The 14258-nt window shown below is 73.6% G+C and carries 11 protein-coding genes; 5 read left to right on the plus strand and 6 right to left on the minus strand.

The window, feature by feature from the left end:
- Positions 1–324: 324 nt before the first annotated feature.
- The 4 genes from WMF36_RS44600 (at position 325) to polA (ending at position 6629) form a co-directional block, all read left to right on the plus strand.
- Complete coding sequence (locus WMF36_RS44600; protein WP_437576948.1) at positions 325–2253, plus strand: S8 family peptidase; 1929 nt, start codon at positions 325–327, stop codon at positions 2251–2253.
- 85 nt (positions 2254–2338) lie between these two features.
- Entirely contained in the window at positions 2339–2542 is a 204-nt protein-coding gene (locus WMF36_RS44605) for a hypothetical protein (protein WP_437576949.1), read from the plus strand.
- A 19-nt stretch (positions 2543–2561) separates the two neighbouring features.
- On the plus strand, positions 2562–3893 hold the full coding sequence (locus WMF36_RS44610) for a carboxypeptidase regulatory-like domain-containing protein (protein WP_437576950.1): 1332 nt from the start codon (positions 2562–2564) through the stop codon (positions 3891–3893).
- Positions 3894–3926: 33 nt separating this feature from the next.
- The gene (gene polA, locus WMF36_RS44615; RefSeq protein WP_437576951.1) at positions 3927–6629 is read left to right on the plus strand and encodes a DNA polymerase I; all 2703 of its coding nucleotides are present in this window, start codon (positions 3927–3929) and stop codon (positions 6627–6629) included.
- 163 nt (positions 6630–6792) lie between these two features.
- Here polA and rpsT read toward each other — a convergent pair whose 3' ends face one another.
- From rpsT to WMF36_RS44635, 4 genes are all read right to left on the minus strand, one after another.
- Complete coding sequence (gene rpsT, locus WMF36_RS44620) at positions 6793–7077, minus strand: 30S ribosomal protein S20 (protein ID WP_437576952.1); 285 nt, start codon at positions 7075–7077, stop codon at positions 6793–6795.
- Positions 7078–7090: 13 nt separating this feature from the next.
- Positions 7091–7279 (minus strand): hypothetical protein, encoded by a 189-nt coding sequence (locus WMF36_RS44625; RefSeq protein ID WP_437484031.1) that lies wholly within the window; start codon positions 7277–7279, stop codon positions 7091–7093.
- A 61-nt stretch (positions 7280–7340) separates the two neighbouring features.
- Complete coding sequence (locus tag WMF36_RS44630; protein WP_437576953.1) at positions 7341–8894, minus strand: hypothetical protein; 1554 nt, start codon at positions 8892–8894, stop codon at positions 7341–7343.
- The gene (locus WMF36_RS44635) at positions 8891–9478 is read right to left on the minus strand and encodes an RNA polymerase sigma factor (RefSeq protein ID WP_437576954.1); all 588 of its coding nucleotides are present in this window, start codon (positions 9476–9478) and stop codon (positions 8891–8893) included. Before WMF36_RS44635 ends, WMF36_RS44630 begins: the two co-directional genes overlap by 4 nt.
- A gap of 381 nt (positions 9479–9859) precedes the next feature.
- Here WMF36_RS44635 and WMF36_RS44640 point away from each other — a divergent pair, with 381 nt between their 5' ends.
- Positions 9860–11188 carry a S41 family peptidase gene (locus WMF36_RS44640; RefSeq protein WP_437576955.1) on the plus strand — a complete coding sequence of 443 codons (1329 nt, stop codon included), beginning with the start codon at positions 9860–9862 and terminating at the stop codon, positions 11186–11188.
- Between the two features lie 49 nt (positions 11189–11237).
- Here the strand turns inward: WMF36_RS44640 and WMF36_RS44645 are convergent, their stop codons facing one another.
- Entirely contained in the window at positions 11238–12485 is a 1248-nt protein-coding gene (locus tag WMF36_RS44645; protein ID WP_437576956.1) for an FAD-binding protein, read from the minus strand.
- The gene (locus WMF36_RS44650) at positions 12464–14248 is read right to left on the minus strand and encodes a glycerol-3-phosphate dehydrogenase/oxidase (protein ID WP_437576957.1); all 1785 of its coding nucleotides are present in this window, start codon (positions 14246–14248) and stop codon (positions 12464–12466) included. Before WMF36_RS44650 ends, WMF36_RS44645 begins: the two co-directional genes overlap by 22 nt.
- Between the last annotated feature and the right edge of the window lie 10 nt (positions 14249–14258).

The following is a 14258-nucleotide window of genomic DNA, read 5'->3' on the forward strand; positions in this document are numbered from 1 at the left end:
GCGGGCCGGAGGGCGACGGGCGGGGATTCCGCTGACGCAGGGAGCCGCAGGGGGAGAGCGCTGGCGACAGAGCGCGCGGGCGATCGGGCTCGTCAGAGAGCGTGCGTACGGCGGCGGTGTGGGAGGCTGTCGGCGGGATGTCCTGGAGTCCAGGAACTCCGCGATCGCGAGGGGGCCTGCACCGCCGCAGACACGGCGGCAGCGTTCCGCAGCGGGCATGCGGGCGCGACGAGCGCGATCCGTCGGCGCCCGGCGCGGTACGTCGACGCCAGAGCGATGGCTGCTCGGGGATAGCGGCGCTACGCTGCCGAGGAGGAGACCCCTATGCACAAGTCTCGCCTTCAGCGTGGGTCAGGGACCGCCATTCACCCAGGCGGACGCGCGCTCGCGACGTCGTTGCTCGCAGCAGCGGCGCTGGTCGCCGTAGCCGGCGCGGCCAGGGCCGACGGAACGGACGGCCGGGGCGCCGGGGTCGCGCTCGCGGCGCGCTCTCCGGGGATGCTCGAGCCCCGCCTCCCTGGGTACGCCAACCCCGCGCTGCCCGTCGATGTCGATCGCTCGAACGGCTTCGATCTCCTGAGCGAGCCGGTCGCGACCGCGGGCGAGCCGCTGCACGGCCTGGCCTCCGAGCTCGACGAGACAAGCTACGACATCCCGGGGCAGATCGTCGTCGACGCGCGCGACGATCTCGACGACAGCGCGCTCGCGGCGCTCGCGCGCGACTTCTCGCTGAGCGTCATTCCGACCGCGCTCGCCTCGGAGACCCGGATCCAGATCGCCACCGTGGATGGCCCGGTGAGCGCGGCTCTGCAGCGGCTCGCACACGATCCGCGCGTGGAGGTGGCCGAGCCGCTCGCCTGGGTGCGCGCCTCGTTCGTCGCGAACGATCCGCTGCTGAAGGACCAGTGGCACATGGCGCGCGTGGGCGCCGAGCGCGCATGGGACTTCGCCACCGGCCGCGGGGTCACCGTCGCCGTGGTCGACACCGGCATCGCGTGCGAGACGCACGGGCCGTTCACCAAGGGCACCGACCTGGCCTCGACCGAGTGCGTGGAGGGATGGAACTTCGTCAACAAGACGATCCACGCGAACGACGACCAGGGCCACGGCACGCACGTGGCGGGCACGATCGCGCAGTCGACCCACAACGGCCTCGGGGCCGTGGGGCTCGCGTTCCACGCGCGGCTCATGCCGGTCAAGGTGCTGAACGAGAGCGGCTGGGGCACGACCGCCGACGTGGCCGACGGCATCCGGTGGGCGGCCGAGCACGGCGCCCACGTCATCAACCTGAGCCTCGGCGGGCCGCGCAACTCCAAGGTCCTCCAGAGCGCGATCGACTACGCCATCTCGCGCGGCACGGTCGTCGTCGCGGCGGCCGGCAACACCGGCGGGCGCGTGCAGTACCCCGGGGCCTCCGACGGCGTCATCGGCGTGAGCGCCACCGACGCGAACGACAAGATCGCGAGGTTCTCCTCGCGCGGCCAGGGCGTCGACGTCGCGGCGCCCGGGGTGAACGTCACCCAGCAGACCATCTGCAACCGCGGGCGCGACAAGTGCGAGGGCTACCCGGTGTACAGCGGCACCTCGATGGCCGCGCCCCACGTGGCCGGCGCGGCGGCGCTGCTCGTGAGCCTCGGCGTGTCGGACCCGCGCGCGGTCGAGGACGCGCTCCGCTCAGGCGCGCGCAGCGTCGACGACTCCGACAGCGGCAAGCTCCTCTACGGGGCCGGCATCCTCGACGCAGCGAGCTCGGTCGTGCGCGTCACGCAGAGCCACATCGTCGTGCGGCTGCTCGCGCTGCTCGTGCTCGCGATGTGGGTCGGCCGCCGCGCCCGCAAGAAGGAGGCGAACGCCACGAGCCCGTGGCAGGCGAGCTTCCTCCTCCCGGCGCTCGCGGCGGGGCCGGGGCTGTTCTTCTTCGCGCCGTGGCTCCTGCCGCGCGTCGACCTTGCCGTCGACGTGCTGGCCCGGCCGATCGCCGACCTCGACCTGCTGATCGGCGCCTCGGTCCACCGCTGGCTGCCGCTCGCCAATGCGCTCATCCCGCTCGGCCTCACCTCGATCTTCTTCGGCGTGAAGAAGCTCCGGCCGGTGATCGCGGGCATCGCCGTCGGTACGGCGGCCTACCTCACGTCGGTCGTCGTGCTCGGTGAGGTCGCCGGCCCCCTTGGCCGGATGGCCCTCGTCGTCTGGTGCGCGGCCAACGCCGCGGCCTGCCTCTGGATCGCCCGGACGAACCTCTCCGCGCGCTGAGCCGGCGCGCACCGCGCTCGCTCGTGGCCGGGCCAGGAGCCCGGCCGTTATGACCTAGCCAGCAAAACGAGCTAGGATGCCGGCCATGCGGCCCGGCACCTTGCTCCTACCTTTTGCGCTGCTCCTCGGGGCGTGCGGCGGCTCCTCCAGCGAGACGCCGTGGCCCGCCGAGCCGGAAAGCCCCGCGCTCGGCCCCACCGACGAGGCAGCGATCGCGCCGGCCGACGGGCGCGAGACCCCCGAAGGCGTGGACGAGGGCTCGGCCGGCCAGGCCGACGCCGGCCGCTGAACCGGCGGCGGAGGACGGCATGTTGGACAGCCGGACGGCGGGCACGCAGCGAAGGGCCTGGCTCTCCGCGGCCCTGCTGTCCGTGGCGCTGCTGGTCGCGCCGCTCCTTTTCTGGCTGCTCGTGCCGCACCCCGACCCCGTGATGGCAGCGCGGCGCGAGCCCGCGACCGCGCTGCTCCCTGCGCCGCAGCCGGAGCTCGCGGAGCCGCGCGAGGTCGAGGCCGAGGCGCCGCCGCCGGCGCCGCCACCGCCGCGCGAGACGACGGCCGCGCGCGCTGAGCCGGTCCGCGGCGTGGTCCTCGATTCGGAGGGCCGCCCCAGCGCCGGCGCCATGGTCAGCTGCCGCGATGAGCCGGGCGTGTCGGCGAGCGCTGACGCCGAGGGGCGCTTCGAGCTGCCGCCCGAGGCCGACGGCTGCACCGCGACCGCGGCGCAGCCTCCGTTCGGCGAGGCCGAGCCCACGCGCCTCGCCGCGGGCCGCGACAACGTCCTCCACCTGATCGCCGCGGGGGGGATCGCGGGCGAGGTCGTGGATCAGTCGGGCAGGCCCATCGAGGCGTACCTGCTGGCGATCGAGTCGTTCCAGCCGGCCGGGTCCGGCGCGCGCGGGAGCGTCGATGGCCGCGCGCGCAAGGTGTCCGATCCGGGCGGCGCATTTCGGTTGGATGAGCTCGCGCCGGGCCGCTACGTGCTGACGGTGAGCGCGGCCGGCCGCCCGCCGACGCGGAGCCCGGCCGTCGACGTCGAGGCGGGCCGCACCACCGACCGCGTGAGGATCGCGCTGCCGCAGGGCGCGACGCTGAGGGGCAGGGTCGTCGACGCCGCGTCGCGCGCGCCGGTCGTCGAGGCCCAGGTCGAGCTCGACTCCGTGACCTCGTCCGGCGCGAACGCGATCTCGCTCTCGCTCACCGACGCGAACGGCGACTACGAGCTCCAGGGCGTGCCCGCGAGCGGCCCGTTCTCGGTGCGCGTGCGCCACGAGGAGTACATGTCCAAGATCGTGTCCGGCCTCGACGCGCGCGGCGCGGGCTCGGTGCGCGCCGACATCGAGGTCCGCATGCTGGACGACGGCGGATCGCGCGAGGAGCTCACGGGCATCGGCGCGATGCTCTCGGTCTCGTCGAGCGGCGTCACGATCGCGGGCCTCATCGAGGGCGGGCCCGCGGTGTCTGCCGGGCTCGCGCAAGGCGACGTCATCGTCCGCATCGACGGCGAGAACGCGAGGGAGCTCCCGCTCGCCGACTGCATCCAGCGCCTCCGCGGCCCGGTGGGGACGCGCGTCACCGTCGGCGTCGAGCGCGAGGGGCGCGTCCTCGAGGTGACAATGCAGCGCGACGTCGTGGTTCGATGAACGGCCGCGCGCCGAGGTGCTAAGGGTCGATCCATGTCCATGCGCCCTACCGCGCTTCCCCCGGCCGGAGCTCCGGACGTCCTCTACCTGATCGACCTCTCGGGCTACGTCTTCCGCGCCTACCACGCGATCAGCCCGCTCTCGAGCCCGAGCGGCGAACCGACTCATGCGACGTACGGCACCGTCGCGATGCTCTCGAAGCTCGTGGACGAGCGCAAGCCCGCGTACCTCGGCGTGGCGATGGACTCCCCGGGCAAGACGTTCCGCGACGATCTCGACCCCCGCTACAAGGCCCACCGGCCCCCGCCGCCGCCCGATCTCGGGGTGCAGATGAGCCGGTGCCGGGAGATCGTCGAGGCGTACCGCATCCCGATCTTCATCCAGGAGGGGCTCGAGGCGGACGATCTCGTGGCCGTCACCGTCGCGCGCGCCAGGGAGCGGGGGCTGCGCGTGGTCATCGCGTCGAGCGACAAGGATCTCATGCAGCTCGTCGACGGCGAGCGGGTGATGCTCTGGGACGCGATGCGCGACAAGGTCTACGGCCACCCCGAGGTCGTCGCGAAGTTCGGGGTGCCGCCGGAGCAGGTGCGCGACCTGCTCGCCCTCGTCGGCGACAGCTCGGACAACGTGCCCGGCGTGCCCGGCGTGGGCCTGAAGACGGCGGCCGAGCTGCTCGCGCAGTTCGGCTCGCTCTCCTCGATTTACGCCCGCCTGGACGAGGTCAAGAAGCCTCGCATCCGCGAGTCGCTCAAGCTGCACGAGGCCGATGCGCTCCTGTCGCAGAAGCTCGTGACGCTCGACGGCAGCGCGCCCGTCTCGCTCGATCTGGAGACGCTGCGCTATGGCGGCGCGGACACCGGCAGGCTCAGGGAGCTCTTCACCGAGCTCGGCTTCTCGCGCTTCCTGAAGGCCGTCGGCGCGCCCGAGCCCACCGCGCGCGCGGCGACCTACCGGGTCATCGCGACGCGCGAGGAGCTCGAGGGCTTCGCCAGGTCCGCGCGCGCGGCCGGGCGCCTCGCGATCGACGTGCACGCCACGAGCCGCGAGCCGATGAGCGCCCATGTCTGCGGCATCGCGCTCGCCTGCGAGCCGGGGCAGGCCGTCTACGTCCCGCTGGGCCATCGCTACCTCGGCGCGCCGGCCCAGCTCACGATGAGCGACATCGACGCGGTGCTCGGCCCGCTGCTCGCCGACCCCGAGCTCCCGAAGGTGGGCCACGACGTCAAGTACTGCGAGGTGATCCTGCTGCGGCACCGCATCGGGCTCTTGGGGGTCGCCTTCGACACGATGCTGGCGAGCTACCTGCTCGATCCCGAGGGGAAGAACCAGCTCCACGAGCTCGCCGAGCGCGAGCTCGGCGCCAAGATGCAGACCCTCGACGAGGTGGTCCCGAAGCGCCGCGGGCAGGCGCAGCGCGCCCTCGACGAGATCGAGCTCGGCGAGGCCTCGACCTACGGGGCGGCGTTCGCCGACGTCGCGCTCTCGCTCACCGACCGGCTGCGCCCACGGCTCCGCGCCGAGCGGCTCGAGGATCTGCTCATGCAGATCGAGCTGCCCCTCTCCGCGGTGCTGGCAGAGATGGAGCTCACGGGCGTCCTGGTCGACCCGCAGGCGCTCGCGCAGCTCGGCGCGAAGATGACGACCGAGCTCGCGGCGCTGGAGCAGAAGGCGCGCGAGATGGTGGGGCACGACATCAACCTGGCGTCGCCGAAGCAGCTCGAGGCGGTGCTGTTCGACGAGCTCAAGCTGCGCTCCCAGCGCAAGACGAAGACCGGCCGCTCGACCGACGCCGACGTGCTCGAGACGCTCTCGGAGGACCACCCGTTCCCCGGCGTGGTGCTCGAGCACCGCGTCATCGCGAAGCTCAAGGGCACGTATGTCGACACGCTGCCGCGCCTCGTGCACCCGAGCACGGGCCGGATCCACACGCGCTGGAGCCAGGCCGTGGCCGCGACCGGGCGGCTCTCGTCGCAGGATCCGAACCTGCAGAACATCCCGATCCGCACGGAGCTCGGGCGGATGATCCGGCGCGCGTTCATCGCGCCGCCGGGGAGCGTGATCGTGAGCGCCGACTACTCCCAGATCGAGCTGCGCGTGCTCGCGCACCTGTCGAAGGATCCGGTGCTCGTCGACGCGTTCCGCACCGGGCAGGACGTGCACGTGCGCACCGCGATGGAGATCTTCGGCGTGGACGAGGCGGGGGTCACGGACGAGATGCGCCGCCGGAGCAAGACCATCAACTTCGGCGTGATCTACGGGATGGGCGAGTCGGCGCTCGCGAGGCGCCTCGACATCTCGCGCGCGGAGGCGGCGCGCTTCATCGACGCCTACTTTGCGCGCTACCGCGGCGTGCACGAGTTCATGGAGCGGACGATGGCCGAGGCGAAGCGCTCCGAGTCGGTGCGCACGCTGCTCGGCCGGCGCCGATTGCTCCCGGATCTGCGCAGCAGCGACCGCATGCGGCGCGCCCAGGCCGAGCGCATCGCGCAGAACACCCCCATCCAGGGGACGGCGGCGGATCTCTTGAAGCTCGCGATGGTGCGCGTCCCGCGCCCCGTGGTCCCCGGCGCGCGCATGGTGCTCACGGTGCACGACGAGCTCGCGTTCGAGGTGCCGGCCGCGTCGGTGGACGAGGCGAAGGCCAGGGTGCGGGAGGCCATGGAGTCGGTCTTCCCGCTCGACGTGCCGCTCGTCGTCGACATCGGCCACGGCCCGACCTGGGCCGACGCCCACTGACGCTCGCGAACGCTGGGCCGCCGCCACGGTGCGCCGCGATGCCCAGGCCTGCGGCGGCACCGCGGCGGCCGGCCGGCGGCATCACGGCGATGAGGGGAGACAAAACGACGACGCCCGCTTCACCTTGCGGTGGAGCGGGGCGTACGTGCGGAGAGGTTGTTGCTCAGCTCGCGGCGGTCTTGGCGGTGATGCTCGCCTTGTGAAGGGCGAGGGCCAGGCGGCTCTTCACGCGCGACGCGCGCTTGGCGGGGATCGCCCCCTTCGACGCGGCGCGATCGAGCGCGCTCTCCGCGGCGTTGACCGGCGCGGTGGACTCCTGCGAGACGCCCTTCAGCGCGGTGCGCGCCTTCTTGACGACCGTGCGGAGCTCCGACTTGATGGCGCGGTTGCGCGCGGTCCTGGTGATGCGCTGGCGGTTGCGCTTTTCGGCGGATGCGTGATTGGCCATGAGAAAAGCTCTCCTACTTCTTCGCCTGCGCCTCGGTGGGCGTGGCAGCGCGCAGGGCGTCCGGCGCGTTCTGATCGTAACCCGCCGGATGGATCGGGAACTTGGGGGTGCCGTGCGCGCGTTCGAAGCGCTTGCGGACGGTGCCCGCAGTGCGCGCCTTGCGTCGACGGATGCGCTGGGTTTGCTGGGTCGCGGAAACCATGGGGGCGCGCATTCTACCTGCGGGGCCCCTCATGTCAACCGGGAGGTTGAGCCTCCCTGGGCTAGGGCCGGATCGTGGCGCTCACCGCGAACGACGGCTTCGAGAACGGGCCGACGTTCGCGCCCTTGAGCGCCGCCTGCACGCAGCTCGACTGACCGTTCGCCGCCGCCCAGCCGCTGACGCTGACCTTGCTCACCTGGCCTGCCGACGAGAACGTGATCTGCGCGCGCGACACGTCGTCCGCGCCCGCCACGCACGCCCTCGCGTTGCCCATGACCGAGCCGAGCGCGGCCTGCACCGAGCCCTGCGACGGCTGCTCGGGGATGTTCTGCTGCCGGAGCGAGCCCGAGGCCGGCACCGGCGCTTCCGACACCACCGACGGCTGCTTCTCGCCTTCGCCCACGGCGGCCTGCATGGCGGAAGGCAGATCCCCCGGCTTGCCAGGCGCTGTCGGCGCCGCCGCCACCTTCCCCTGCTCCGGCTTCGGCGCGGCGGCGGGCGAGGCAGGTGCTGCGGGCGCCGCCGCGCCGGCGCCGACCGGTGCTGCTGGCGCCTTGGGCGCCGCGGCCAGCTTCTCCGCCGCTTCCCCGGGCTGCGGCTCGGGCTGCGCGTTTTCTACCGGCGCGGCGGGCGCGGCGGCGACCGGGGCAGCGGGCTGTGCCGGCCGCTCCTCGCGCGGCGCGGCAGGCGCCAGGACGGCGGGCGGCGCTGCCGCCGTATCGGCCGCCGTCTCCTGCGGCGAGGGCGCCCTCGTCTTCACCACGACCGTCACCGCCGCGGCCAAGCCCAGGGCCGCGAGGGCCGCGCCGGCGATCATCCCGCCGGACCGCTTCTTCGCAGGAGCCTCGGCAACGGGCGCGGACGGGGCGCGCGGCTTCCTCACCGACACCGCCGCGACCGCGGCCGGCTTCTCGTCCTCGTCGAGCAGATCGGCCGTACCGGGCTGCGCCCTCTCGGCTGCCTCCACCTGCTCCGGGGGCACCGACGCGCTGAGCCGGTTGAGATCGATGACGCCGGAGTCCTCGGTCACCCCTTCGGTCGGCCGCAACGAAGGCGACGACGCGCGCAGGGCGCCGGAGAGCGAGCCGCGCCCCGGAGGCATCGAGCCACGTCCCGAGGACGGCAGCGGCGTGGACAGCGGGCCGCGCCCGGACGGCACCGGCGTGGACAGCGGGCCGCGCCCGGACGGCAGCGGCGTCGAGAGCGCCGGGTTGCTCCCGGAAACGCCGCTCATGCGACCCGGCGCCTGGCTGGCGCGCTCGGCGATCTCCTTCAGCGACGGACGTTTCTTCTCCGGGGGCCGTGAAGCGCTGCCGCCCGACAGGCGCGCTTCAGCCTTCGAGGCCCTGCCTGTTTCTGATCCGTCCGCCATGGTACTGCGCTCTCCTGCTGCGCGTACTTCGCGCAGAATGTCCCCCGTCTGCTCCTCGCCTGGCTCTGCGGCGAGGTCCGGGGCTGCGAGGAGGTCGGCCACCGCCGCCGTGTCCTCCGATCGCCGGGATAGGGCGACCTCGACGATGCGAGCTGCCCGCGTCTCCCACGCCGCCTCGTCGACGGCGGGGGCAGGCCAATCGTTGAGCATCCGATCGAGGTCGAGCTTGCTGGTGACGTTCATTCGGCGTCCCCTCCGAAACCGCGCTCCGCGAGGTAGACGCGGAGTTTGCGGCGCGCCTCGTGGACGCGCCAGGCAACTGTTCCCTCTGGACAGCCCAGGATCCTGGACGCGTCCTCGTGGGGCACGCCGTCGATGCACACGAGGATGAGCGTCGTCCGCAGCGTGTCCGAGAGCGTATCGATGCCGTCGCAGAGCGCGGCCGCGAGCTCGCGCTGCTGGGTCGTCGCGGCCGGATCGACGCCGTGGCTCGGGCGCGTTTCGAGCAGCAGCGCCTCGATCCGCGGATCGTCCGCGGGGGTCGAGTTTCTGCTCGGCTTGCGAGCCCGGATCATGTTGAGCGAGAGGTTCACGGCGATCCGGTAGAGCCAGGTGAAGGGCTCGCTCCGCCCGTCGAACCGATCGAGCGCCTGGTAGGCCCGGACGAAGGTTTCCTGGGTCACGTCCTCTGCCTCCGCGCCCGAGCGGACGAGGTGGAACGCCAGCCGGAAGATGCGCTTCTGATGTCGACGCACCAGCGCCCCGAACGCCTGGGCATCCCCGCCCCGGGCTTGATCGACGAGCTCACGATCGCTGATCTTGGCCATCCTAGCCGCCTCGGGATGAGAATTGTCTCCCGCGCACGGACGACAGCGCTGCCGCGGACAGCTCTTCGCGACGGCCGCTGACCGTCTCGACGAGAGAAGCCCCTCGCGGCGAGCCCCGCTTCGCGGAGGCGAAGCTGGACGATGAGGAGGCAAGTTCCACGTTCAGGCGCGCGAAGATAGCCGAACACTTCTCTTAGGACAAACCATGCGCCCCGTACCTTGGGCACCGCGGCGCGACTTCGACGGGCCGGGCGGTACGCCCGCGCTGGCGCGCCCCGAGACGGCTGCGGCGTCCTGGCCGACGGGGCGCCGGGGCAGCCGCCGAACCGAGCGCGGCCGCGCGCTGGCCGCGGCCGCCCGCGCCGCTGCTATGGTCGGCGGATGCGACGCTTCTCGAGCTGGATGCGCACCCTGGGGCTCATCGCTGCGGCCTTCGCGGGGGGCGCGGCGACTTCCCACCTCGCGGGCGCGAGCACACAGGCGCAGAGCCCCTACGCCCCGCTCGAGCAGCTCGCGCGCGTGCTCGTGCTCGTCGAGAACCAGTACGTCGAGCCGGCACAGCGCAACAAGATCATCGACGGCGCCATCAAGGGAATGGTCGCGGAGCTCGACCCGCACTCCGCGTACATGAACGCCTCCGAGTTCGCCCAGTTCCAGGAAGAGACAGGGGGGACATTCGGCGGCGTCGGCATCGAGGTCGATGCCAAGGACGATCACATCACCGTGATCGCGCCGATCGAGGGCTCGCCGGCGGCGCGGGCGGGCATCCGCTCCGGCGACCAGATCATCGCGATCGACGGCCGTCCGGTGCGCGGCGAGCGCCTCGACAAGCTCGTCAAGATCATGCGCGGGCCCCCCGGCTCCCGGGTGAAGCTCACGATCCGCCGGCAGGGCGCGGCCGAGCCGCTCACGTTCGACCTCGCGCGGGAGCAGATCCACGTCACGAGCATCGCCGCGAAGCGCCTCGATCGGGACGTCGCGTACGTCCGCGTGAAGCAGTTCCAGGACGGCACCCACGAGGAGATGCTCCGCGCTGCGGCGAGGCTGCGCGCCGCATCGAAGACGCCGCTGGCCGGGGTGATCCTCGATATGCGCAACAACCCCGGCGGTCTCGTCCACGAGGCGGAGGCGCTGGCCGACGAGTTCCTCTCGTCGGGGACGATCTACTCGACGCGCCAGCGCAACCAGGTCGTCGACGAGGCGAAGGCGCACGACGGCGGCGCGTTCGCCTCGCTGCCCGTCGTCGCGCTGGTGAACGAGTACTCCGCGAGCGCCGCCGAGCTCGTCGCGGGTGCCCTGCAGGACAGCGGTCGCGCCACGGTCGTCGGCGCGACGACCTTCGGCAAGGGGTCGGTGCAGACCATCTACGAGCTGCCCGGCGGCGCCGGGGTGAGGCTCACGACGATGCGCTACTACACGCCGAAGGGGCGCTCGATCCAGGCCCAGGGCATCCGGCCGGACATCGTCATCGAGAGCGCGCAGCAACAGGTCCCGGCCGCCATCCTCCGCGAGCAGGATCTCGAGGGTCACCTCCCCGCCGAGGGGTCGATCCGTGACGGCTCGCCGAGGGCCGTGCTCGTGGAGAAGCGCGCGGAGGCCGCGGCGCGCGGCATCGCGGGCGACGTGCCCGCCGATCCCACCCGCGGGAGCGATTTCGCGCTCGCCGTCGGCTACCAGCAGCTCCTCCGCGCGATCCCGGCGAGCCGCTAGCGCAAGGTCGCGCGCGGGGCGAGCTGCGCTTTCGCCCTCGCGTCGCGCGTCAGGCCTCGGCGCCGGCGCGGAGCCCGGTCGTCACCGCGTCGAGCACGGTGCGCGCCCTCCCGGCGAGGGTCGCCCCGGCCGCCAGGATCCCGGGGGCGGCGCGGACGCCCTCGCACCGCACGCCCACCGCCTCCAGGGCGCCCGGCCGCTCGCCGCGGGGCCACGCGATCACATCGAGCTCCGGGCCCTGCATGGAGCTCACCACGCCGAACGCGCCACGAGCGTCGCCCATCGTGACGGGCGCCTCGATCGAGAGCGTGAACGGCACGGCGCCGCGGGCCGGGAGGTCGGGGCCGGCGCCGCGCTCGGGCGGGGTGTACGCGATGCCTCCACCGGCGAGACCGCCGACCGCCAGGATCACCGCGTCTGCTGCGAGCGGCACGTCCTCGCCCTCGACGTGGACCGCGACGCCATCGCCCGGCTCCCCCGGTCCCCCGTGGCCACCGCCCACCGCGCGCACGCGGCCGTGGCGCCGCGGCGCCCCGATCGCGGCGAGCAGCGCGTCGCGCGCCGCCTCGAAGCGGAGCCCCGCCGGCGAGCCGGCGCCGATCAGCGCTTCGCCCACGGGGACGCCGAGGCGCGCCGCGAGCGCCTCGGCCCGCGGCGCGCGCGCGCCGAGCCAGGGGCCGAGCAGGATGGCCCCCGCGCCGCCCGCGCCCTCGAGCGCCTGCCGGAGCCGCTCGAGGAGCCACGAGAGCCGCGCCGGATCGTCGTGCCGGGCCGCGAGATCGCCGTCGGCGATCCGCCGCTCGTCGTCGAAGCGCAGCACCGGCGCGTCGACCGGCAGGAAGCGGAGCCCCCGCGCCCGGGCGAACGGCTCGTCCGTGAGCGCCTCCGCGAGCGCGTCGGCGTCCCACGCCGCGCGCGCCGCGCGCGGGATGAGGACGCGCGTGCGGCGGAGCGGGGTGAGATCGAGCAGCGCGCGATCCCTGCCGCGGGCGGGGCGGATCCGCCCGGCGACGGTCGCCAGGCGCACGCCGGTCGCCTGCGGCACGTCCCACAGGCCGAGCTCCGCTGCGAACTGCCTCATCGCCGGCGCGAGGTCGCCCGCGGGCAGGTCGCTGCCGAGCAGCCGCGCGGCCCGCTCGAGCTGCTCCCACGGGACGTCGTCCACCGCGCCGCCGGCGAGCGCCGTCTCACCGACGCCCGCGGAGATCACGGTGACCCGGGCCCCGCGCCGCGCCGCGCTCCACGCGGCGGCGAGCCCGGCGACGCCGGCGCCGATCACGAGGATCGATCGCGCCACGCTCTCTCCTCCGGCTCCCGCGCGGGGCGCGTCGACCGGCGATCGCCGTCCTCGCACGCCGCCGCGGTCATCTCGTCGTCCTGGGGCGCGCCGAGCTCCGACCGCACGCTGGCGATCGCGAGCGCCTCCTGCCTGGCCTGCTCCGGGCCGAGCGCGACGGCGCGCGTCATCGCCTGCCGCGAGAGGAACTCCATCGCTTGCCGCATCCCGTCGCGCGGCGGGAGCGAGAGCTCCTGCGCCACGATCTGCCCGCACCTCGCCGCGCAGCGCATGCCCCCGCACGCGCCGAGGCCGAGCCGGGTGCGGCGCGCGACGTCGGCCACGCTCCGGGCGAGCTCGTGCCGGAGGACGTAGCGCACCTCGGCCTCGATGACGGGCTCGCAGGGGCACACCGTCGCCGCCTCGCGCGGCCGCTCGCGCACCCGCTCCTCGATCCGGAGCGCGCGCGAGCCGTGCCGGTACACGAGCCGCCGCGCGGCCACCGCGTCGATCTCCAACCGCCGCGAGAGCGCGAGCGCGTCCACGGCGCGATCGCCGCCGGGCAGCGCGGTCGTGTGCGTCACGCAGCGGGCGCCGAGGTCGAAGCGCCGCGCCAGGACGTCGGTCATCTCCTCGGCGAAGAGCCGGAAGCTGGCCAGCTTGCCGCCGATCATCGAGTAGAGACCCGGCGCGCCGTGCGCCGCGTGATCGATGACCTGGTGCTCGCGCGAGAGCGCGCCCTCGGTCGGTCCGTACGCGTAGAGCGTGGGCCGCACGCCCGCGAACGTGCCGATGGCGCGCGCCTCGTGGATCTGTGGGAACACGCGGGCGATGCCCTGGATGAGGTACCTGACCTCCTCGCTCGTCGCGCGGACCTGATCGAGATCGCCGTAGAAGTCGTCGTCGGTCGTGCCGACGACGCTCATGTTTTCCCAGGGCTCGACGAAGATCTGACGGCCGTCGATCGTCTTCGACATGATCGCGTAGTTGGTGAGGCGCCGGTCGAACACGACGTGCACGCCCTTGCCGGGCCTCACCCGCGAGCTCGCGGCGGGGAGGCCCGCGAGCGACGCGGTGATCGGCGACCACGCCCCGGTCGCGTTCACGACCGTGCTCGTGCGGAGGCGCCCGCCCTCCCCGGTCACGCGGTCCCGGTAGCGGACGGCGACGACCTCGCCGGTGTCCTCGCGGCGCTCGATCCGCTCGACCGTGTGCCCCACGTACACCCTGGCCCCGCGCTCGATCGCGTCGACGGCGTTGGCGATGCAGAGCCGCGCGCCGTCGATCCCCCACTCGTCGAAGCTGAAGCCGCCCACGAGGTCTCCATGCAGCCCCGGCTCGAGCCTCCGGAGCTCGTCGGGCGACAGGCGCGCGTGCGGCTTGCCGCGCTTGAGCGGCTGGTACTTGTCGTACGCCTCGAAGAAACCGTCGGCGAGCGTGTAGAGGATGCGCCCGTGCCTCGCGTTCTCGAACGGAACGAGGAAGGGGATCCGGAAGAGCAGGTGCGGCGCGATCGCCTGGATGTGCCCCGAGTCGCGGCACGAGTTCTCGGTCACGTGCGGATCGCTGGTCAGGTACCTGAGCCCGCCGTGGATCATGCCGCTCGAGTTGCCGCTCGCGCCGAACGCGAGATCGTTGCGCTCGAAGAGGGCGACCTTCAGCCCCCGCTGCGATGCGTCACGCGCGACCCCCACGCCGTTCACACCGCCGCCGATGACCACGACGTCCACGTCGGTGTCGGCGCGGCGGGCGGGTCTTGCGGCGCTCGAAGGGAGGATCGTCACTTGCGCCGTA

The organism is Sorangium sp. So ce887 (assembly GCF_051521455.1).
GTDB lineage: Bacteria > Myxococcota_A > Polyangia > Polyangiales > Polyangiaceae > Sorangium.